The organism is Actinoplanes sichuanensis, from assembly GCF_033097365.1.
Classification (GTDB): domain Bacteria; phylum Actinomycetota; class Actinomycetes; order Mycobacteriales; family Micromonosporaceae; genus Actinoplanes; species Actinoplanes sichuanensis.
Genome location: NZ_AP028461.1, coordinates 12,027,303 through 12,046,979 on the forward strand (window position 1 = coordinate 12,027,303; position 19,677 = coordinate 12,046,979).

The following is a 19,677-nucleotide window of genomic DNA, read 5'->3' on the forward strand; positions in this document are numbered from 1 at the left end:
TGAGCAGAAGTGGAGCAGCGGCGCTTCACGCTGCTGGCCTGGCCTGCGGCGATCCCGGCGACCGTGACCGGGGCGATGGCTGCCGGCGGCGTGGGGTTCTGGCGGCGTCCGCCTCGATCTGCCAGCTACGGAACGTGTGCTGGCCCTGCAGCTTGAGAAGGTGCGGGATGCGGTTGGCGGGAATGCCGACCGGTGCCGGGCCGTCGACGGCGAGCAGGTCGGATGCCGACTGGTCGTGATAGCCGGCCGCGCGTAGTGCCTCGACGGTCGGGAAGACGTCGGCGACCCGGTCCCGGTACTGGTCGAGCAGGTCGTCCTGGGTGCCGCCGTAGCTGTAAACCCAGCAGAAGTTGGACGGCGGGCACGGTTCCACGAGCTTCTTGAAGCGGCGGATTTCTTTGGTGTAGCAGTAGAACCTGCTGCCGGGGTGGGCTTGCATGATCGTCAGCCACGCTTGCAGGTAGGCGTCGGAGAAGAAGTCGCCGGCGTCATGGACGCGCACGATGATGCCGCGGCGCTTACGGCCGATCTCGTCGATCATCTGCTGGGTGAAACCGGGCAGGTCGTCGAGCACGTACGCGAGGTTGCGTTCGTGGCGTTCCCGGACAGGCCGGAACCGGTACGAACCTGCCCGCGCGTAACAGACCTTCGCGCAGATTCCCGCGCTGGGGCAGGCGTTGTAGGTGCGCCCGTCGGCCATCCGGCCTGCCCAGGCGGGCAGGCACCAGTTGAAGATGCCGTCACGGCGCAGGTTGCGATTCTGGGTCAGGAGCCGGTCTGGGCGCACAGCGAGACGCTGGGCAGCAGACAAGCCGGAGTCCATGGGCAGTGAAACCCTTCTCGTGTATCGGCCAGCAGGCTGATCGCCGGTCCGGGGCGTGCGCTGTGCCAGGTCGGGTGGCGACTCAGCGGCGGAGGCGTTGGCGGGTCGGGTGACGCCGTGCGAGCCGGCCCGCCGTTACTGCTCGGTGGTGTCGCGGGCTCGGCGGCGGTCGGTTTCTGGTCGCGGGTAGGTCATCCCGGCCGCGAAGACGACCGGCTTGCCGGCGTGGTTGCCGTGGTAGAGAGCGATGTCGGCGTTGGTCAGCGCGCTGTCCCACGGGTAGCCGGCGGGTACGGATGCCAGGCCGGCGCTGCCGGACACGGTCAGCGGGCCGGTCGGCAGGTCAGTGATGGTGATGGCGGCGGTTGCCGCGGTGGCAACCGCCTCGGCTGTCGCGCTGGTCGCCGTAGGCAGGATGACGGTGAATTCGTCACCGCCGAGGCGTCCTGCCCAGCCACCGTGCTGGGATGCCAGGGTGGCCAGTCGGCGGCCGAGGGCGGACAGGATGTGATCGCCGACGGGATGCCCGTGCTGGTCGTTGGCCAGCTTGAAGGCGTTGAGATCGACCAGGATCACCTGGCGGGGTTCTCCGGCTGCGCGGGTGTAGGCGTCCTGTAGCCCGGAGCGGTTCAGCAGCCCGGACAGTGGGTCACGCAGAACGCGGTGGGTCAGCGTGTCGACTTGGGCGTGTAGTCGCCGGATTGCCGGCGTCGCGGTGAGTCGTCCGGCGACGACGCCGATCGCCCCGGCGGCCAGGTACGGCACGGCGGCGCGGATCCAGTGCATGAGTGGCGCCTCCACACGGGAACACCCGGATCCCGCGGCCGCAGCCGGCCGCGGGATCCGGGAAAGGGACTGAAGTGAATGCCGGGTGAGCGCGCCGGCTACGGGGTCGACGGTGTCAGGCCGCGGCGGCCTTGGCTGCCAGGTGCAGCGCCTGGGTGGCGGTGGTCTCCATCCGGTAGGCGACGTCGGCGTCAGCGACGCTGCGGCCGAAGGAGGTGACGGCCTGCATGATTCCGCCGGCGCTCAGGTCGGCGCCGGTGATGAAGTGCGCCAGGATCTCCTTCTGCTGCTCCTCGGTGTACTTGAGCTCCTTGCCCACGATCTTGATCGTCTCGTCCGGCCGGGCGACCACGATCCCGGCGGCTGCCTCCATCTCGCGCACGGCCCGGGTGACGAAGTCGACGTCCAGGTAGGCGCGGACGGCGTCCTTGGTCTGCGCGGTGATCAGCTCGAGGAGCTTGACCAGCGTTTCCGGTGACGGGTCGATGATCCCGTCATTGTCAGTGATCTTGGCGCCCTTGTGGGTGCGGGCGAGCAGAGGCTTGTCGATGGTCTGGCCGTTCATACAGACCTGGACCCGGATGAACGGGGCGAGGCTGTACCGGCCGAACCCGGTCTCGGAGTTGGTGAGGATGAATCCGCCGTTGATGACCGGCAGGTCACTGCCGCGCCGGCCGTCGAACGGCGAGCGATAGTTGCGCAGCAACTCCGGCGCTAGGACCTCGATCTCCGGCGAGATGAACCGGACATACATCCGCCGGTCGGTGAGGTCGCACGAATCGATATTGACCGAGACGCCGGTGTCGCGGATGCCGGCCAGGACGGCAAGCAGCACTTCGAGGTTGTCCAGCCGCAGGAAACTGTCGGACAGGAACGCCCGCGCGATCCCGCCGTCACTGCCACCGGCAGTGTGCCGCAGGCAGCGCACGAGGAAACGCCGGTGGTCACGCTCCATCCAGGTGTTGACGTTGTAATCGAGCGCCGGAACGTTCTCCTCAGCCATCCGCCGCATGTACTGCAACGGGATGTTGAGCTTCTCGCTGACCCCGCCGAGCGCGATGTCGCTGAGCGTGTAAGCGCCCGTCGTCAGGGTGACGCCGTCGTCGCCGAGAACCGGCTCCGTGCCGTCGAGCAGCAACATGCCGTCCTGGCAATGTAGGGAGCCGGCCCCGGCGATCACGTCGATCGCCCGGGTGTTCTGGTCGTTCAAGATCTCCATCAGACGGGGCAGTCGGATGTGACGGTTCGGTGCGACGGTCAGAGTCGTCTGAGACATGAGGCACGTCCTCCACGAACACAGAAGCCACCACCGCGGCGGTGGCTGACGGGACGCTCCCGCCCCGAGCCGGGTTCGAGACGACCGGCGGGCGAGCGCGTGCTGGCCCCGGTGCCCGTGGCCGGCCCGGCTGGACGGACGGCACGGCGAGAACGAGAAGATCTCTGGCCGAAGGCCAAGATGTTCTCGGGCGCGCCTTGCGGACGGCGCCGGGCCGAGCCAACGTGCCCGGCCAGCACCGCCGCCCAGCCGGGCCAGCTCGGCCCGCTCGGCGTGGTCTCACCCCCGGCGCCTCGCCGGACAGGACGCCGGGTCCTCAACTGATCCCGCGACAGGCGCGCGGAGCCGGGCGGCAGTTGCCGGGGCTGTGACCGGGCCAGCCTCCCGGGGCAGGTCTCGAGCTGAGGTGGTCGGCCAAGGACAACCGCAGACACCCGCAGACAACTATTCGAGCTGATTTGCGCCCGGCATCCTCAACTGCGGAGGAGCGGATCAAATATCTCGAAAGCAAAGGCCAGCGGTTGAGGTCACGCGGACTACCAGTCTCCGCATCCGACACTCGAAATCACTGAAACTACCGATTCGGAATTGAAAGATGCACTTCCCGAATCGTCATATCGCGTGGCTTCGATCGATGTTCCTGATGCTTTCAAAAGCTGCTGAGGAGGCATCCCATGTCCCATGGAGCGGTAACCACGGCGAGACGCTCGCGCAGAACGATTCTGATGGCAGTGGTCACGGCGGTCGCCGTGGGTATCGGCGTTCTGGCCGTTACCAGCCCGGCGTCCGCGAGCGTGTCGAAGTACCACGGCAAGTGGATGAGTCAGGTCTCGGGCTGTAAGTCCAACTACCGGATCGGGAAGACCGCGCGGCTCGTTGCCGAGAACGGAGCGGACTACGGCTGGGTGGAGTGGCGGGCGAGCCGGACCGGTGCGTGCGCTGGCTATCAGTGGGTCCGCATGCATTTCACCCGCAACCTCGGCTTCACGACGCATGAGTCGAACTACAAGTCCTGGGAGATCTACTACAAGAAAGATCCGTGGGGGCGCGGAATCAGTAGCTTCCACAAGTACAACATGAAGGTTCGCGGGCTGCGCTACTTCAAGGCCGGGGCCTACAACTCGCGGATCTTCTACGCGCCGAACGAGAAAGCATGTGCGCAGCTCTACACCTACGCCAACCGGTATGGCATCGGTCTGGAGATCAAAGGCCAGGGCGACCTGCCCCGGCTGAAGTTTTGCGCCTGATCTCAAGTTGATCCGCTCGTAGAAACCCTCCAGGGGCTCTGGCTGCCTCCGAGAAGGCCGATCCGCTGGAGGGCTGCACCTCGCGGGGCCGCAAGCGTTCGCTGCGAGACAGCCTGACGCTGCCACGCCGACCGGACGCAGCTAGCACCAGTGACCGCCGGCCGCGGTCAACAGTTCGGTGGCCGGCGCGCTGGTGGTCAGGACATGGCGGTGAGGTCGCGGCAGCCACCCAGCGAACACGGCGGGGATGCCCGCTCGACCGGACTCATGGCACCTGCCGTTGCTGATCAACCGTTGACTGACGGTATTAGAAGCATCCCGTATATGCCGGGACCTGCGAGGACAACCAGAGTCAACCAGGGACGACCGGAGACAACCGCAGACAACTATCCCGCCATTCACCTATTCGGCAGCATCGAATCATCGAGCGGTTCCTCCGCGCATGAGAGCACTCGCCGCGCTGGAAGAAAATGTCGGCACAGTCCTACCGCAGCTTGGGAAGCTGTGGGCAATAAAGAACAGTCGCAAGCGTCAATAGGTAGAAATGGCTGTTATTTGATGCGATGCGTCAGTAGAGGCGCCGGCCGTTCGACGACCCATCGGTTTGACGCAATGCCGTCATCGCGAAATGGAGCGGACGTTGAATGTTCTGAAGAAGACTCTGATGGTGATGGCCGCTTCCACAGTGGCGGCCACGGCGCTCATCGGCGGAGGCGCCTCCCCGGCCTTCGCGGCCGGCACATCGTGCACCGCCCCGTACTGGTACAAGCCCTGGTATCGGACATGCACGACCGGCACGATCTCAGCCAACAGCAAGCACGAGATCTCCATCTCCACCTCGGCCTGCAAGGGCAGCCCGTGGAAGGTCTGGGACACCGGAACCGGCGTGACGATCGCCTCCGGCACCGGTACCGACAGCCGCAAAGTCGGCGGCCTTTACGGCACGTACAAGGCCAAGCTGACCGACGCGTGCTGGCGCGACAGCATCTACATCAGCAACTGAGCCGCTGTGCTCCGGCCGGCACGGGTGAACGTGTCGGCCGGGAGCGCCAGGGCGGGGTACCACCGCACCCCGGTCATTTCCTGGCCCCGCGTCCTCACTCCGTGGTCCGCCTGACCTACAGCGTTGTCGGGCTCCGACGTTCCGGGTGCACGAAGAAACGACGCCAAGGCCGCCCCCATTTCTGTCTGAGACTGCACGGAGGAATCGTGCGCATCCTGCTGCTTGTCAGCGCTTTCAACGGCCTCAGCCAGCGCGTTTGGCTCACGCTGCGTGACCTCGGGCACGACGTCGGCGTGCACCTCGCCGGCGACGGCCCGGACATCATCGCCGGGGTCACCGCGGCACAACCAGACCTGATTCTCTGCCCCTACCTGACCAAGCGGGTGTCGGCCGAAGTATGGCAGCGCTGGCCGACCGTGATCCTGCATCCGGGCCCGGTCGGTGACCGGGGCCCGTCGTCGCTGGACTGGGCGATCAGCGACGGGATGGCCCGCTGGGGTGTGACCGCCCTGCAGGCGGTCGAAGAGATGGACTCCGGCCCGGTCTGGGCGACACGCACCTTCGCCATGCCGGCGACCGCGATGCGTAAGTCAGCGCTGTATGCGGGGCCGGTCGCTGACGCCGCCCTGGAGTGCGTCCTCGAGGTAGTCGAGAAGGCGAGCGATCCGATGTTCATCGCGACGCCCGCGAAGGACCTTCCGGCCGAGATCCCCGGCGCCCGACCACGGCCGGCGATGCGGCAGGCCGACCGGGCCATCGACTGGGCAGGCCCGGTCGAGCACATTCTGCGCCGGGTCCGGGCCGCCGACGGGGCACCGGGGGTACTGACCGAGATCGCCGGCCTGCCGGTGTACGCCTACGACGCTCATCGCGGTCCCGTCCGCAAGGGCCGGCCCGGCGAGGTTCTGCTGCGCCGCGAAGGTGCAGTGCTGATCGCTGCCGGTGGCGGCAGCGTGTGGCTGGGACACCTGCGGCCGGTCACCGCCGATGGACGGCCCGGTATCAAGCTGCCCGCGGTGACAGCACTCGGCTCGCTCGTGCGCGGGGTGGCACACGCGGCCGCGAAGTCAGGCCGTGCCCCGGACACGGTCTCCGGGTACGGGCAGATCCGCTACCGGCGCGACGACGCGGTGGGCTGGCTGCGGTTCGACTTCTACAACGGAGCCATGGCCGCGGGGCACTGCCGCCGCCTGCTGTCCGGGCTGCGGCACGCCGTGGAGCAGGACACCCGAGTCGTGGTGCTGTGCAGCGGCACCGAGGCCTTCAGCACCGGCATCCACCTCAACGTGATCGATAACGCGCCGGACCCGGCCGCCGAGGGCTGGGCGAACATCCGGGCCATCAACGAAGTCTGCAAGGAGATCATCACCTGCACCAGGCAGACGGTGGTCTCCGCGTACAACGGTTCCGCCGGAGCAGGCGGAGCCATGCTCGGGCTCGGCGCCGACGTGGTGGCCGCCCGCGACGGCATCGTCTTGAACCCCTACTACGACATCGGCCTCTTCGGGTCCGAACTGCACACCTACACTCTGCCGGCCCGAGTCGGCGTCGAACACGCGCGACGCCTGTTGTCCGACAAGGTCCCGATCAGTGCCGACCACGCATCCCGGATCGGACTCGTTGACGACGTCGGACCCCGACACCCCGGCCGCTTCCTCGAATGGCTGGCCACCTTGGCGGCGGAGGAAGCAGACCCGGCCCTGGTTCGCGCTCGGGCTGAGGCCAAGCAGCGCCGACTTGCCGCGTCACCACCCCTCGGTGTCTTCGAGGCCCGGGAACTCGGGGAAATGAGTTACGACCTTTTCAACGATCGATCGGGCTTCGCCGCTGCCCGCCGTGTGTTCGTGTCGAAGCTCGGCAAACCCGTGCCTGACCTTCTGGCCCCGTGAGTGACCGCTTGCGCTGTTGTGGTCAGGGTTTGCGTGCCAGTGCGCCAACCACAGGGAAGTCGCCGATATCGGTGCCGGTATCCGCCCCAGGACGCCAGGCGGCGACCGAGGCCAGGCCCGGCGGCACGAGATCCCACCCTTCGTAGAACCTCGCTATCTGCGTACGATCGCGGCAGCTCAGGATCGGAGTGGTCGTGCGCCGGTACACCTGGACAATCGAGGCGCTGTACTCGGCGGCGGCTGGAGTTGCGACGGGATGCGACAGGGCGAGGTAACTGCCGGGAGCCAGGGCATCTCGCAAGGTGGCGACCGCGGGGTAGGCGTCGCTGTCGGCGACGAACTGAAGCACAGCCATGAGCAGCAGAGCTACCGGCTGGTCGAAGTCGATCACGTCGCGCACGCCGTCGTTGGAGAGCAGATCGTCGGGGTACCGGAGGTCGCAGCGCACGGCCGTGGCGTCCCACCGGTTGTACAGGGCGAAGGTGTTGTGGGCGACCGCGGTGGGGTCGCGGTCGACGTAGACGATGCGGGCGTCGACGGCGATCTCGTGGATGGGCTGGACGGCGGAGATACCGGAGCCGATGTCGAGGAACTGCCGGATGCCGAGGTCCAGCAGGTGCCGGACGACGGTTGTCAGGAAGGCGCGGTTGGCGCGGGCGATGCTGCGGGCCTGCGGTAACGCGGTGAGGATGTCTTCGGCGGCCTCGCGGTCGTAGATGAAGTTGCTGGCGCCGCCGAGCAGGTGGTCGTAGATTCGGCCGGCGTTGGGCACCGTCGTGTTCCAGTCTTCGATGGATTCATACATCCTGTGCAGTCCCGGGTGTGTACGCGCCGGCCTCGGGGGCGGCCGGCGCGGAGGCTGGAGGTGATGCGGCGGGGGGTGTGTGGTCGCCGGCTGGTTGATGCGCCGATCGCAGACGGGCAACAGCGGCGAGCACACTGGGCGCAGGCTGGCCGTCGAGCCAGCGCAGGTGGTGGTAGCCGCCGGGTTCGGCCTGCCACTGGTCTGCAGTGACGATGCCGGGCGAAAGCAGGGTGAACCGGGGATCGATGAGGGCGGCGAGTTGGCCGGCGGTGCGCAGGACGGCGGGTGTCGGGGTGTGTTGCTCGAACAGCTGGTAGGCGACTTCTTGACGTCGCCGCTGGTCGGGATCGGGTGTTGCGTGGGTGATGACCAGCAGGCTGCCGGGAGCCAGGGCCTCGACGAGGCCGGTGATGCTGTGGGCGGCGGTCGCGTCGTCGGTGATGAACTGCAGGACCGTTCCGAGGACTACGGCGACCGGCTCGCCGAAGTCGAGGAAGCTCATGACGGCGTCGTGGTAGACGATGTGGTCCGGGTCGAGCAGGTCACCGCGGACGGCGTGGGCGCGCGGGTGGTCGCGGAGTAGCTGCCGGGCCTGTTCGACTGCGATGGGGTCGATGTCGATGTAGACCACGCGAGCGTCCGGGTCGAGATCGTGGAGGGTCTCGTGGGTGGCGCCGAGAACGGGGATCCCCGCCCCGATGTCGAGGAACTGGCGGATGCCGCACGTGCTCAGCCATTCGGTGACGCGTTCGAGGACTTCACGGTTGGCGCGGGCCGCCCGCCGGGCCGGTGGGTAGACGCCTTCGATGCGGTCCCACAGGTCCCGGTCGGCCTGGAAGTTGTGCATGCCGCCCACCGCGTAGTTGTAGATCCGCGCTGGTGCTGCGGCGACGATTTCCGTCTCCTCCGGAATCCAGCGGGGCTCGGCCGACCCCGGTTGGCGTCGAGGTGCTGTGTCGTGGCTCGGGTCGCCGGAGGCGTGGGGTCCAGGCGGTGGAGCTTCGGTCATCGGTCGATTCCTCGAGATCGGATGGTCGCTAGGGTCGGACAGCGGGGTGTGGCACGGGCCGGTCGCTTTGCTGCCGGCCCTGCGGTGTCGGTCAAGGGATGGCCGCGACGGTGTCGGCCTGCCGGTAGGTGCGGTAGCTGAGCACGGCCGGATAGGTGAGCTTGAGGGCGGGCGCACCGCCAGTGGAGATCTGTTCGGAGGCCAGGAACCGGCCGGTGGCCGCCTCGATCAGGAACACGTACTGGCTTTGGCCGCCGGACGCGGTGCTGGCTGCGGTGAAGGCGACGCCGGGGCGGCCGGCGCGGTCGGTGCTGGTGCCGGCATAGGTCAGCGTGGTGTGGCCGTCGAGGACGGTGAGGACGGCGGCGCGTTCGCGGCCGGTCAGGACCCTCTCCAGGAGAAGGTCGGTGACGCCGACGATGACCGCGTCGTCGCGGGTGGAGTTGCGGGCCAGCCAATCGGCGAGTTCGTCAGGGTCGGTCGGTGGCCGGCCAGCGAACGCCACCGCGAAGGTCCCCGCCGCGTAGTCGTTGCGGACGGAGCGGCCGGTGGGGGCGTCGGGGCCGACGAAGGCGTGGATGTCGGCGGTGGAGGCGCCCGGAGCCAGCAAGAGGTCGATCGTTCGGGCCCGGCCGTCGCTCGCGCGCCACAACTCTCGCCGGGACGGGAACATGGCCGAGGTGACGTCTCCGTCGGCGACTGCTGAGTGCACGTCCCAGCGCTCGGTGATGAGGTGATCCACAGTCCCGGCCGAGCCGGTGGTGTCGGTCAGGGCCGTACGCGCGAGGTCGGTGAGGGTGACCGGGGCGACGCCCGCCGCGGCGGTGGTGATCGGAAGCGGGGCGGGCGTGGCGGCGTGGGCGGGCTCCTGGTGCGGCAGAACGACGATGAGCAGGCCGACGGCGACAGCTGTCACCATGCCGATTCCGGCGATCCAGAGCAGTCGGTGCCTTGTAGTCGTGCCGGTGGTGGTCATGATGTCTCTCGGTTGGCGGTGCTTTGCTGAGGGCGGGCCTCGGGCCGGGCGGCTCGGGTAAGGGCTGAGGTTCAGCAGCGGTGGTGCAGCCAGTCGATGTCCGGCGGCGCGTTCTCTGCGGTGCGGGTGCTCGCGGTGAGCGTGAGGAGCAGATGCTCGGTCGCCTCGCTGGGCGGGCCGCCGCCGGCATCGGAGCGGAAGAAGCCGACGGTCTCGTTCGGGTGGCCACCGGGGGGCAGGTTGTTGTGGATGGAACGCGGGCGGCGTTCCCATCCGATCCAGCGCAAATCGATGTGTCCGCATGCTGTGGTGGTGACCCGGGGATAGCCGAAGTCGGGGGCTGCGTACAGGCACAGGGTGTCGGCCGGGCAGTCAGGCCTTGCCGTGGTGGCCGGTGCGTTGGTGACGGTCAGCAGGGGCGCACCGTCCTTGCGGTGGAAGGTGCCTTGTCCGGTGCTGTCGAGCTGCGAGGCCGGCGGCGGCGTAGGCCGAGGAGTGGGCCAGGCCGCGTACGCGGCGGAGGCGAGCGATGCCGCGACGATGAGTGCGGCGACGACGGCAGTGCGACGGTTCATCGACGGAGTCGCCTTCCCTTTGTCATGCGAGTGCAGAGCAAGCTGTGGGCCTGGTGATCGTGTGGTCAGATCAGGCGCGGCGTTGTCCGGCGTCGGCTGCCAGCGACGGGAGCGGGTGACAATTCGCCGGCGTGCAGGACTTCTCGGTGCTGGATCGGATCGCCGCCGCAAAGCAGGACGTCGCCCTCCGGGACGAGACGTGAGATGACGCGTCGGCTGGCGATCGGCGCACTGCTGACGGCCCGGGCGACGTGGGACGGCGGCGATTGGCGGACCGGTGGGGCATGTCAGGTGCTCCATTGCGGGGTGATGTCGCGGCTGGTGGTGCCGGGTTCGCGGGGGCGGCGTGGTGCGGGGATCGCGGCGACCACCGGAAGGGTGGGGTGCCGGGTGATACGCCGGGCCGGGTACAGCACCGCGAGCAGGTAGGCGATGCCGAACGCCCACAACGTGCCCGTCAGCGTGGCGGCGTTGACCGCTGTGATGGCGAGCAGGCCGGCGATGGGCAGGCCGATCCAGCTGAGCGCGTCGACCAGCGCGAACACCCGCCCCCGCAGTTCAGCGGGGGCGACCTCCGCGATGGTGGCTCTCAGCGCGGGGTTGAAGATCCCGCTTCCCACGCCGGCTATCACGTAGACCGCGATGATGACCGCGGGGGGGCAGTCCACGGCGAGCACGATGATGCGGGTGGGACCGCTGATGATCACGCCGGCCAGGTAGGCGGCTTGGCGGGGTAGCCGGGCGCCGAGCCAGGCGGCAGCGATGGCGGAGCAGACCGCCGCGCCGCCGGCGGCGCTCAGCAAGAGGCCCGTGAACGTGGGATCGTGCCCGTTTTCTCGCGCCCATAGGGGGATGAGAATGACGATCAGGCCGCTGTCGAGGCAGTTGGTGACGACATACATGACGGTGATGGCGCGCAGTGGCCGATCGCGGAAGACCACTCGGACACCCGCCCATAGTTGTCGCAGGTAGGAGTCCGGTTTGCTGGCGACGGTCCGGCGGTCGGCGACTCGGATGCGCCAGGCGAGCGCGGAGGCGACGCTGAACAGCAGGCTGACCAGCCACAGGGTGCGCGAGGTGCCGTAGAGGCTGATCAGCACACCGGCCACGGCGGGGCCGAGGGTGCTGGCGGCACTTTCAGCGACGACGGCGAGGGCCTGCCCACGATCGGACGGCTGACGTGCGGCAACGGTGACGTCCGGCAACAGCACGTTCTTGGCAGCAGCGGCCGGGCCGTCCGCGGCGCCGACGACCGCCATCGCGGTCATCAGCAGCCACAGGGGCGGTGTCCCGGCGGCGGCGAGCGTCGCGACTGCGGCCGCGCCGATTAGGTCTCCGCCGGCAGCGACCCGGGCTGCTGGGACGCGGTCGAGTAGCGGTCCGGACAGTCCTTGCATGATCACGTACGGCAGGGTGTGGGACAACGCCACCGTGCCGGCCTCGGTGAGCGTTCCGGTGGTGATGACCAGCCACGGGACGGCGAGCATCAGCAGCCGGTGTCCGGTCAGCGCCCCGGACCGGGAGACGAGCAGCGCGGCCAGCGGCCGCCACGCCCTGGTCATGGCAGATCCTGCGGCTCGGCGTGTCCGGCGCCGCGCGGGCGGTGGACCGGGATGCCGGAGGCGGGCGTCCTGGCTGTCGGCCGACTGGGACGGCCGCATCGGGTGGTCGTCGTGAGGTGTGGGAGCGGCGACCACCCGATGCCGCGGTGTCGTGGCATGCGACCGGTGCGCTGGTGCGGATCCATCAACTCCTCCGATCAGATGTGCGGGAAGAGGGTGCGGGAACAGCGCCCGCCGTGTGTGGCGGTGGTCGTCACGTGACGAGATGCAGGACGAGGGCGAGGGCCGGCAGCAAGATCGCAGCCGCGCGGAGTACGGGGTGCCAGCTCGGTCGCTGGTAGGCCACCGAACCGGTGCCGGGTCTGGCTCGCGGGTCGGTGCCTGCTGGCGATGAACCGCCGGCCCGGAGATTGCTGGCCGCCGCGGCTGATGTGCGGGTGACCTGCTGGGGCGTGTGGGTGCACAACGTGCCGCGGTGAGTGTCGATGTAATCCGCATCGGCCGCGGCGAGCGTGGTGGTGTGGGTGATGACCAGGTCGTCCCAGGCCGGTGTGTCACGGGCTTGACAGATCACGGCGATCAGGTCGAGGTCGCGGCGACAGGACCGCAGGAGGCGGATGATCGCGCGCAGGAGGGTCGTGCCGGTGCTGAGGTCGCCGTCGGGGTGGTGGCGCCAGGTGTCCCAGGCCTCGCAAACGGTGAGTTGCGCTTGGCGGCAGTGGCCGGCAGCGTGCAGGCTGGCGGCAAACCCGACGGCCGCAGACAACGACGCTTGAGGCTGGTGAACGCGGTAGCCGGCGAGCAGTCGGCGCCGGACCGCGACGGCCTGGGTGTAACGGCCGTGCTGGTGCAGGGCGATGCCGTAGGCGTCGGCGGCGGCCAGGCGGCGGGGATGCCCGCACTGGTAGAGGCGGTGGCTGGCGTGGTAGGCGTAGTGCGCCGCGCGCAGCTGTGCGGGGCCGGTGGTGAGCGTGGCGTACAGGATGCTGACGTCGATCAGCGCCGGGGAGGGAACTTCCGTGTGGTCCAGGGTTTTGACCGCGGGGGCGAGCAGGGCGGCGGCGTCGGCGGGGTGTCCTGTGACGGCCAGGCCGAACGCGGTCATGGCGAGGCTGCCGAGCTCGTCGACGGTGGTGCCGTCATGCGGGGTGCTGGGGCCGGTCATGGGGTGGTGCGCTTGTGGCCGTGGGCGGGTCGGCGCGGCACGCCGGCTTCGTTGAGCAGGTTCCAGACAAATCCGTAGGGGCGTTTCAGCTGCTTCGCGATGGCCCGGATCGACAGCGGCCGGTCCTCCGAGCCCGGGGCGGGCTGGTAGAGCCGAACGACGCGCTGGCGGATCTCCTCGCGGGCATCTCCGGTGACCGGGGGCGATACGTGGCGGGGACGGGACCGTGGTGACTCGGTGGCGGGTGCCGGGACAGGTTCGCTGGCGATTGATGTCATCACGAGGGCTCCTGACGTGGGTGAGGCGGACCACGGTGGCGCGTTCCGGCTCGGGGCGTCGTGGCAGGACTGGTGGGCGGTGCGCTGGGTTCTGGGGAGACGTCAGCGCACCGCCCCGGCAACGCGACCGGGAAGGTCGTGCTGCCGGGACCGCGCAACGCCGGACGGCGCATGGGTGAGGCCGGCATGGCGGTCGTCGAGGGAGCGCAGTGGGATCGCTGGTGGTGGTGCGACCCGGTGCGCCGGTCGGGTTAGGGGTTGGGTGGTTGCTCGCGGGTGGTGGTGCGGTCGCGTTCGAGGTAGAGGGTGATACGCCGGGGATGACGGGCGTTGGCCTCGGCGGTGGCCGCGGTCAGCGGAACGCCGGTGGCGGGGTCGATGACGATCGTGTCGGTGGTGTGCTGGCCGGGCCGGGTGAGTACGAAAGCCCAGCCGGTACGCCCGAGCAGGTCGCGGGCGATGCCGTCGAAAGTGAGGTCGGGGATGGTGGCGAGCAGGCGCAGGGTGGCGGCGCGGGCCGGCTGGTCGAGGTAGAAGCCGTCGGCGAGCTGGAGGTATCGGTCGAATAGAACGTGCCGCCGGCAGACGGTGCCGTGCTGGGTGGAGAGGGCGTCGGCCATGGCTCGTGGGTCGTGGGGTACGGGTTCGGTGATGACAGCGTCGAGCCGGGCGCCGTTGGCCAGCGGGTAGTCGACGATCTGAGCCGGTGCTGTGGCGAGGCGCTGCCGTTCGGCCCGGTCCGGGAAGTGGGCGGGATCGCGGTGCAGGGCCAGCTTGCGGGTGTTGGTGCGTGCGGTGCCGTCGGCGGCTCGCCAGATGATGACGTCGTGGGCTTCGATGGTGTCGCCGGTGATGGACCACTGCTGGGTGTGTACGGCGGAGTACGGGTAGGCGGCGGCCGTTCGTGTGTCGGCGGGTATGGCCGTGATCGTGTCTGCCATCGCGGCCAGCCGCGCCTGCGTGCTGACGATGCCGTCCACCGCCGTGGTACTCGGTGACGGCTGATCGACCGAACAGGGGTGTCGCTGCGACTCAGGCCTCGGCGCTTCGGTGGTGGCGCACGCCGTCAGGGTCACCAGTGTGGCGGCGAGCACGACGATGGGCCGGCGTCGGCCCGGGCTCGGGCGTGTCCTGCTCATCGGCGGCCTTTCGCGCATCGGTGGGTGATGGCGGTGTGCCGCAGGAGCTGGGCCAGGGCGGCGGGCGCCAGCTGGGTGAGGTCGGGGGTGAGCAGCCCGCCCGGCAGCGGGTCCGGTTCGCCGGGGTAGGGGTGGCGACGGTGCCGGCAGATGTCGTGCATCACGGTGTAGGCATGGAAGATCGCGACCGCGACGGGATGGTCGCGGTACTTGCGGTCGTCGGTGATCTGGAGGAGCCGGGCGAGGCGGGTGCCTCCCTCGACGCAGTTGATGAGGCCGTAGGTGGCGACGGCGTAGACGGCTCCGGCGAGGACGATCCGGGCGGGGTCGCTCTGCCGGGCGCCGAGGCGGGCGTAGTCGTGACACGCTGTCATTGCCGTGGGGTCGCCGAGCCGGCAGGCCAGGTCGGCCCGGACCGCGCGGGCGGCGAGGAGGCGGACGGTGTCGGCGCGCGAGACGGCGGTGACGGCCTGCCCGGCGACGGTGTAGGCGACCTGGTGCTGGCCGAGCCGGTGGTAGGTCTCGGCGAGCAGGATCTGGGTGTCCACGGTGTCGAGGCCGGGGTTGTCCTGCAACGTCTGCAACCCGTGGCGGGGGTCGGTGCGGATCCGCTCCCGTAAAGCCTGCAGCCGGGAGACGGCCGCCGCGGCGGTGCTGATGGGTGTGACGGTCACCAGAGGATGTCCTTTGATCGGTAGCGTGCCTGGCGACACGGTGGGACTTGGCGAATTGGGCCGAGGCGTGGCTCCGTGGCCGGGGCGGGATACGGCCGCTCGGCGCTGTCCGCCGGGCGGCGGTCGCGGCAGGCACCCGGTGGGGTATGTCTGCGGGGCGGCTCGCGGCGTGCACCGGCGGCCTGCTGCGCAGCTCGATCACGGGGAGCTGCTCGGTGGTGGGCGCGGAGTGCTGCTGCCACCTGGCAAGGGTGCGATCCCGCGGGCCGTGATCTTCTGGAGCAGCACCAGCCATCCGTCACGGCGTTGCGGGCCGGGGGCGGGGTCGCCGGTGCGGTCGCGGCTGCAGATGCGCCGGTGGTCGCGTTCGGTTCGGGCGAGCAGCTCGGCGGCCGCCTCGGGCGGGTAGTCGCGCCAGTCGAGTTGAGGGCCGTGGATTTGCAGCAGCTGTACGGCCTCGCGGAAGCGGCCGCAGCCGGCGCGAACCGCTGCGGCGGCGGTCAGGACGTCCTCGGTCCCGCGGTGGGTACCGCGGCCGACGGCGAGGCGCAGGCTCAGCGCCGCGGTGCTGTGTTCGTCGGCTTCGGCGCACTGGCCGTCGGCGTGCAGCGCCTGGGCGAGCAGGTAGTGGATGTTGATGATCTGCTCGTTGTCGCTGCCGTTGCGCAGCCAAGCGCCGAGAACCGCCTCGTACAGGGTGATGGCCGGATACGCCAAGCCCTGGGCGATGAGGATGTCGGCATAGTCCTCGGCCAGGAGAAAGTAGCGGGGGTGCTCGGTGCCGTAGAGGGCCCGGCCGGCGCGTTCGGCGTAGCGGGCCCAGGTCAGCTGGTCTTGCGGATCGGTGACCCACGTGGCGTACTGACTGGCCACGGCGATCAGATCGGCGTCGGCCGGTGCGGTGATCGGGTCGATGGTTGCCAGGGCATCGGTGAGCATCAGAAGGGCCTGCTCGGGACCGTTGTCGCCGCCGCTCAGATGCACTACGCGGGCGCGGTGCGCCAGCCGACGAAGTCGGTTCACGGCAGGCCTCCGGGTGGGGAAACGTCCTCGGCCGGTATCACGGATGCCAACCGGTCCTCGCCGGCCTGCGCCGTATTGCCGACGGGGCCGGCGACGCCGAGCAGGGTGTGCAGGCGGTGCAGCTGCTCGGGTGCGGCTAGGCGGTGGGTGGTGCTGCGCATGGCGACGTGCCCGCTGTTCAGGACGATGACCCGGTGGGCGACGGCGGTGGCCAGGGCGAGGTTCTGCTCGGCGATGAGTACGGCCAGCCCGCCGGTGGTCAGGTCGGTGAGGATGGTGGCGAGTTCGGCAATGACGGCGGGGGCGAGTCCTTCGCTGGGCTCGTCGAGAATGAGCAGCCGCGGGTTGGTGAGCAGGGCGCGGGCCAAGGCGAGCATTTGTTGTTCGCCGCCGGACAGCTGCCGGGCCTGGTGGCGGGTGCGGCCGGCCAGTGCGGGCAGCAGCGTCAGGATGCGCTCGATGGTCCACACGTCGCCGGGTGATGGCGGCGGCATCACCCGGCGCGAGACCGCGTGGGCGGCGGTGAGGTGCTCGGCGACGGTCAGCGGGCCGAACAGGCGGCGGCCTTGGGGGACGATGGCGAGTCCGGCGCGGGCGAGCTGGTGGGGTCGCCGGCCGGTCGGGTGGCCGAGCAGTTCGACGCGGCCGCCGTGCGCGGGCAGCAGCCCGGCGATCGTGTTGAGCAGGGTCGTCTTACCGGTGCCGTTGCGGCCGAGGACAGCCACGGCCTCTCCCTGCCGGATGTCGACATCAACGCCGGCGAGTACCGGTGCACCGTCGTGGCCGGCGCGGAGATCGCGCACCTGCAGCAGGATCGGCCCGGCCGGCGCGTCGCGGCGGCGGGCAGTGTTGGGCCGGTCGGTGGTGAGGTAGGCGTCGGCGACCTGGGTGTCGCTGCGGATCTGCTCGGGGTTGCCGGTGGCCAGGTGCTGGCCGTGGTGCAGGACGGTGACGGTGTGCGCGAGGTCCCAGATGAGGTCGAGGTTGTGGTCGACGAGCAGCACGGTCACGTCATCGTCGAGGGCGGAAATAAGGTGGGTGAGGCGGCTGATCTCGTCGGGGTCGAGTCCGGCGGACGGCTCGTCGAGCAGTAGCAGCCGGGGTCGCGTGGCCAGGGCCATGGCGAGTTCCAGCTGCCGTTGGAGGCCGTAGGGCAGCTGTCCGGCGCGGGTGGTGGCGTCACCGGTCAGGCCAGCGTCGTCGATGAGCTCGTCGACGCGGGCGTGCAAGGCGCGGCGGCGCAGCACCGTGCGGGCGGCGCGGTCGCTGGGGTGGGTGAGGGCGAGCTCGAGGTTCGCGGCGACGGCGAGCCGGCCGCAGACGGCAGGGTGCTGCCAGGTCCGGCCGATGCCGTGCCGGGCGCGGGCCGCTGGCGACAGCCGGGTGATGTCACGGCCGGCGAAGGTGATGCGTCCGCCGGTGGGACGCAGTGTCCCGGCGATGAGGTTGAGCAGGGTGGACTTTCCGGCGCCGTTGGGGCCGATGACGGCGTGCCGGCTGCCGGCGGTGACGTCGAGGTCGATGGGGTGCAGGGCGGTGAGCCCACCGAATCGGCGGCTGATGCCGTTCAGCTGCAGCAGCGTGGTCATGGGTGCCTCCGTGCGGTCCGGGCGTGCAGCCATGCGGTCACGGGGCGGCGGTAGGCGATCACCACGAACGCCGCCCCGACCAGGGCGTGGGCGTGGCCGCCGGTCTCCGCACCGAGCAGGTCACGGATCGCGACGATGGCGACCGCGCCGGCCACCGCGCCGCGCATCGAGCCGACGCCGATGGCGGCGGCGAGCAGGGCCAGCGCCGACACGTCGAGATGCATGTCGGCCGGGGAGACGTAGTGGTTCGCCGCGATCAGGAGCGCTCCGCCGGCGCCGGCCAGCGCGCCGGCGGCGGCCCACCCGGCGAGCAGGGACCGGGTGACGTGGTGGCCGAGGGCCCGCACCCGCGCTTCGTGGTCGGCGGCGCCGTGCAGGACGAGCGCGAGCCGGGTCCGCAGCAGCACCGCGACGGCGGCGGCGAGGCACAGGAAGCAGGCGAGCACGTACAGGTAGATGTAGCCCTCGGCGCGCAACGGGGCGGTGCCGGGCCAGACGGTGACCGGTGGGGTGTGCAGGCCGTCGTCGCCGCCGGTGACGGTGGCCCACTGGCTGGCCACGGTGCGGGCCAGCTCGCCGAGCGCGAAAGTGACCATCAGGACGGTGGTGCCTCGAGCGCGCAGCACCAGCGGCGCGGTGAGCACGGCGGCGACGGCTCCGGCACCGGCGGCGGCGAGCAGCTGCAGCGGGCCGTTGCTGAGTCCGGTGCTGGCCAGCAGCGCGGCGGTGTAGGCGCCGACGCCCAGATAGGTGGCCTGGCCCAGCGTCGGCAGTCCGGCGATCCCGGTGACGAGCTGGGCGCTCATCGCCAGGGTGGCCAGCACCAGCGCGGTGGAGGCGATGGAGACGGTGTAGGCGTCGACGGTCCAGGGCAACGCCGCGGCGGCCAGCACGACGCCGGCTAGCAGGGCCGCCGCGCGAGGGCTGGGGCGCCGGGTGCCGGGGGCCGGTGTGGTGTCGGCGGTGGGCGGACCGGTGAGTGTGGTGGGAGTCGTCATGCGTGCACCACTGTCTGGGTACGGCTGCGGAGGGTCAGCACGGCGAGCAGGACGGCGAGCAGCGCGAACGGCGCGGTGGTGGGCGCGAGGATCACGCCCACGGTCTGGACCTGGCCGACCAGCACGGCGGCGACGAAGGCTCCGCCGATCGAGCCGGGCCCGCCAATCACGACGACGATCAGCGAGAGCACCAGGACGGTGGAGTCCACGCCGGGCGCCGGTCCGAGCAGCGGGGCACCGAGGACCCCACCGGTGACGGCGAGCGCGCCGCCCGCGCCCATCGCCAGGGCTTGGACCCGGCGGGTGTTGACGCCGGTGGCTGCCGCCATCGCCCGGTCGGCGACGGTGGCGCGCAGGATCACGCCGTAGCGGGAGCGGGTGACGCTCAGGTGCAGCGCCAGTGCGAGCAGGGCGGCGACGGCGATGAACACGAGCCGGTACGTCGGGTAGGCGTGGTCGGCGAGGGTGATGCTGCCATCGAGCAGGTCGGGCGGCTCGATCGGCAGCGGGGCTCCGCCGAAGCCGGTGGTGTAGGCGTCGGCGGCGAGGAACGCGATGCCGAGGGTGGCCAGGGCTTGGTCGAGGTGCCCGTGGCCGGCCAGCGGGCGCAGAGCCGCGCCGAGGGTCGTGCCGGCGGCAGTGCCGAGAACGACGCCGACGCCGAGCGCCACGGCGAGGCCGGGCAGGCCGCCGTCGCTGAACAGGTAGGCCACGTAGGCGCCGCCGAGGTAGAGGCTGCCGTGAGCGAGATTGAGCAGGTTCATCACGCCGAAGATCAGCGTGAGGCCGGTGGCGACGACGAACAGCAGCAGCCCGAAGGCCAGCCCGTCGAGGGCGGTCACCGCGGCGGTCACGCCCAT

Annotated in this window: 20 protein-coding genes; 4 read left to right on the top strand and 16 right to left on the bottom strand. The window is 70.2% G+C overall.

Annotation, left to right across the window (positions count from 1 at the left end; all coding sequences use genetic code 11):
* Positions 1–25: 25 nt before the first annotated feature.
* From Q0Z83_RS55080 to Q0Z83_RS55090, 3 genes are all read right to left on the bottom strand, one after another.
* Positions 26–823, bottom strand: a complete 798-nt coding sequence (locus Q0Z83_RS55080) for a GP88 family protein (RefSeq protein WP_449701853.1) — start codon at positions 821–823, stop codon at positions 26–28.
* Between the two features lie 135 nt (positions 824–958).
* Positions 959–1,609, bottom strand: a complete 651-nt coding sequence (locus Q0Z83_RS55085; protein WP_317791541.1) for a GGDEF domain-containing protein — start codon at positions 1,607–1,609, stop codon at positions 959–961.
* A gap of 115 nt (positions 1,610–1,724) precedes the next feature.
* Positions 1,725–2,885 carry a DUF932 domain-containing protein gene (locus Q0Z83_RS55090; protein ID WP_317791542.1) on the bottom strand — a complete coding sequence of 387 codons (1,161 nt, stop codon included), beginning with the start codon at positions 2,883–2,885 and terminating at the stop codon, positions 1,725–1,727.
* A gap of 725 nt (positions 2,886–3,610) precedes the next feature.
* On the opposite strand from Q0Z83_RS55090, the gene Q0Z83_RS55095 reads away from it, so the two are divergent.
* The 3 genes from Q0Z83_RS55095 (at position 3,611) to Q0Z83_RS55105 (ending at position 7,024) form a co-directional block, all read left to right on the top strand.
* Entirely contained in the window at positions 3,611–4,132 is a 522-nt protein-coding gene (locus Q0Z83_RS55095; RefSeq protein ID WP_317791543.1) for a hypothetical protein, read from the top strand.
* A gap of 640 nt (positions 4,133–4,772) precedes the next feature.
* Positions 4,773–5,135, top strand: a complete 363-nt coding sequence (locus Q0Z83_RS55100; RefSeq protein WP_317791544.1) for a hypothetical protein — start codon at positions 4,773–4,775, stop codon at positions 5,133–5,135.
* Positions 5,136–5,341: 206 nt separating this feature from the next.
* A complete protein-coding gene (locus tag Q0Z83_RS55105) occupies positions 5,342–7,024 on the top strand; it encodes an enoyl-CoA hydratase-related protein (RefSeq protein WP_317791545.1) in 1,683 nt (560 codons plus the stop codon).
* A 22-nt stretch (positions 7,025–7,046) separates the two neighbouring features.
* Here the strand turns inward: Q0Z83_RS55105 and Q0Z83_RS55110 are convergent, their stop codons facing one another.
* The 7 genes from Q0Z83_RS55110 to Q0Z83_RS55140 all read right to left on the bottom strand — a co-directional run bounded on the left by Q0Z83_RS55110 (position 7,047) and on the right by Q0Z83_RS55140 (position 13,394).
* Complete coding sequence (locus Q0Z83_RS55110; protein ID WP_317791546.1) at positions 7,047–7,829, bottom strand: SAM-dependent methyltransferase; 783 nt, start codon at positions 7,827–7,829, stop codon at positions 7,047–7,049.
* Positions 7,822–8,838 (bottom strand): SAM-dependent methyltransferase, encoded by a 1,017-nt coding sequence (locus Q0Z83_RS55115; protein ID WP_317791547.1) that lies wholly within the window; start codon positions 8,836–8,838, stop codon positions 7,822–7,824. The genes Q0Z83_RS55110 and Q0Z83_RS55115 overlap by 8 nt, the downstream gene beginning before the upstream one ends.
* A 91-nt stretch (positions 8,839–8,929) precedes the next feature.
* The gene (locus Q0Z83_RS55120) at positions 8,930–9,814 is read right to left on the bottom strand and encodes a hypothetical protein (protein WP_317791548.1); all 885 of its coding nucleotides are present in this window, start codon (positions 9,812–9,814) and stop codon (positions 8,930–8,932) included.
* A 71-nt stretch (positions 9,815–9,885) separates the two neighbouring features.
* On the bottom strand, positions 9,886–10,389 hold the full coding sequence (locus tag Q0Z83_RS55125) for a hypothetical protein (protein WP_317791549.1): 504 nt from the start codon (positions 10,387–10,389) through the stop codon (positions 9,886–9,888).
* A gap of 287 nt (positions 10,390–10,676) precedes the next feature.
* Entirely contained in the window at positions 10,677–11,951 is a 1,275-nt protein-coding gene (locus Q0Z83_RS55130; RefSeq protein WP_317791551.1) for an MFS transporter, read from the bottom strand.
* A 253-nt stretch (positions 11,952–12,204) separates the two neighbouring features.
* Positions 12,205–13,116 (bottom strand): hypothetical protein, encoded by a 912-nt coding sequence (locus Q0Z83_RS55135; RefSeq protein ID WP_317791552.1) that lies wholly within the window; start codon positions 13,114–13,116, stop codon positions 12,205–12,207.
* Positions 13,113–13,394 (bottom strand): helix-turn-helix domain-containing protein, encoded by a 282-nt coding sequence (locus tag Q0Z83_RS55140; protein WP_317791553.1) that lies wholly within the window; start codon positions 13,392–13,394, stop codon positions 13,113–13,115. The genes Q0Z83_RS55135 and Q0Z83_RS55140 overlap by 4 nt, the downstream gene beginning before the upstream one ends.
* A gap of 60 nt (positions 13,395–13,454) precedes the next feature.
* On the opposite strand from Q0Z83_RS55140, the gene Q0Z83_RS55145 reads away from it, so the two are divergent.
* Complete coding sequence (locus Q0Z83_RS55145; protein WP_317791554.1) at positions 13,455–13,649, top strand: hypothetical protein; 195 nt, start codon at positions 13,455–13,457, stop codon at positions 13,647–13,649.
* On the opposite strand, the gene Q0Z83_RS55150 is transcribed toward Q0Z83_RS55145, so the two are convergent.
* From Q0Z83_RS55150 to Q0Z83_RS55175, 6 genes are all read right to left on the bottom strand, one after another.
* Complete coding sequence (locus Q0Z83_RS55150; protein ID WP_317791555.1) at positions 13,646–14,533, bottom strand: hypothetical protein; 888 nt, start codon at positions 14,531–14,533, stop codon at positions 13,646–13,648. The two genes, Q0Z83_RS55145 and Q0Z83_RS55150, sit on opposite strands and share 4 nt — an antisense overlap.
* A complete protein-coding gene (locus Q0Z83_RS55155) occupies positions 14,530–15,207 on the bottom strand; it encodes a hypothetical protein (protein ID WP_317791556.1) in 678 nt (225 codons plus the stop codon). Before Q0Z83_RS55155 ends, Q0Z83_RS55150 begins: the two co-directional genes overlap by 4 nt.
* A 198-nt stretch (positions 15,208–15,405) precedes the next feature.
* Positions 15,406–16,230 carry a tetratricopeptide repeat protein gene (locus Q0Z83_RS55160; protein WP_317791557.1) on the bottom strand — a complete coding sequence of 275 codons (825 nt, stop codon included), beginning with the start codon at positions 16,228–16,230 and terminating at the stop codon, positions 15,406–15,408.
* Complete coding sequence (locus tag Q0Z83_RS55165; RefSeq protein WP_317791558.1) at positions 16,227–17,819, bottom strand: ATP-binding cassette domain-containing protein; 1,593 nt, start codon at positions 17,817–17,819, stop codon at positions 16,227–16,229. The genes Q0Z83_RS55160 and Q0Z83_RS55165 overlap by 4 nt, the downstream gene beginning before the upstream one ends.
* Positions 17,816–18,817 carry a branched-chain amino acid ABC transporter permease gene (locus Q0Z83_RS55170; RefSeq protein ID WP_317791559.1) on the bottom strand — a complete coding sequence of 334 codons (1,002 nt, stop codon included), beginning with the start codon at positions 18,815–18,817 and terminating at the stop codon, positions 17,816–17,818. Before Q0Z83_RS55170 ends, Q0Z83_RS55165 begins: the two co-directional genes overlap by 4 nt.
* Complete coding sequence (locus Q0Z83_RS55175; protein WP_317791560.1) at positions 18,814–19,677, bottom strand: branched-chain amino acid ABC transporter permease; 864 nt, start codon at positions 19,675–19,677, stop codon at positions 18,814–18,816. Before Q0Z83_RS55175 ends, Q0Z83_RS55170 begins: the two co-directional genes overlap by 4 nt.

What these genes read in the sequence shown, in the direction of transcription:
- Q0Z83_RS55080 (WP_449701853.1), bottom strand. Translation starts at nt 823, where the DNA reads ATGGACTCCGGCTTGTCTGCTGCCCAGCGTCTCGCTGTGCGCCCAGAC.
- Q0Z83_RS55085 (WP_317791541.1), bottom strand. Translation starts at nt 1,609, where the DNA reads ATGCACTGGATCCGCGCCGCCGTGCCGTACCTGGCCGCCGGGGCGATC.
- Q0Z83_RS55090 (WP_317791542.1), bottom strand. Translation starts at nt 2,885, where the DNA reads ATGTCTCAGACGACTCTGACCGTCGCACCGAACCGTCACATCCGACTG.
- Q0Z83_RS55095 (WP_317791543.1), top strand. Translation starts at nt 3,611, where the DNA reads ATGGCAGTGGTCACGGCGGTCGCCGTGGGTATCGGCGTTCTGGCCGTT.
- Q0Z83_RS55110 (WP_317791546.1), bottom strand. Translation starts at nt 7,829, where the DNA reads ATGTATGAATCCATCGAAGACTGGAACACGACGGTGCCCAACGCCGGC.
- Q0Z83_RS55115 (WP_317791547.1), bottom strand. Translation starts at nt 8,838, where the DNA reads ATGACCGAAGCTCCACCGCCTGGACCCCACGCCTCCGGCGACCCGAGC.
- Q0Z83_RS55120 (WP_317791548.1), bottom strand. Translation starts at nt 9,814, where the DNA reads ATGACCACCACCGGCACGACTACAAGGCACCGACTGCTCTGGATCGCC.
- Q0Z83_RS55125 (WP_317791549.1), bottom strand. Translation starts at nt 10,389, where the DNA reads ATGAACCGTCGCACTGCCGTCGTCGCCGCACTCATCGTCGCGGCATCG.
- Q0Z83_RS55130 (WP_317791551.1), bottom strand. Translation starts at nt 11,951, where the DNA reads ATGACCAGGGCGTGGCGGCCGCTGGCCGCGCTGCTCGTCTCCCGGTCC.
- Q0Z83_RS55135 (WP_317791552.1), bottom strand. Translation starts at nt 13,116, where the DNA reads ATGACCGGCCCCAGCACCCCGCATGACGGCACCACCGTCGACGAGCTC.
- Q0Z83_RS55140 (WP_317791553.1), bottom strand. Translation starts at nt 13,394, where the DNA reads ATGACATCAATCGCCAGCGAACCTGTCCCGGCACCCGCCACCGAGTCA.
- Q0Z83_RS55150 (WP_317791555.1), bottom strand. Translation starts at nt 14,533, where the DNA reads ATGAGCAGGACACGCCCGAGCCCGGGCCGACGCCGGCCCATCGTCGTG.
- Q0Z83_RS55165 (WP_317791558.1), bottom strand. Translation starts at nt 17,819, where the DNA reads ATGACCACGCTGCTGCAGCTGAACGGCATCAGCCGCCGATTCGGTGGG.
- Q0Z83_RS55170 (WP_317791559.1), bottom strand. Translation starts at nt 18,817, where the DNA reads ATGACGACTCCCACCACACTCACCGGTCCGCCCACCGCCGACACCACA.
- Q0Z83_RS55175 (WP_317791560.1), bottom strand. Translation starts at nt 19,677, where the DNA reads ATGGGCGTGACCGCCGCGGTGACCGCCCTCGACGGGCTGGCCTTCGGG.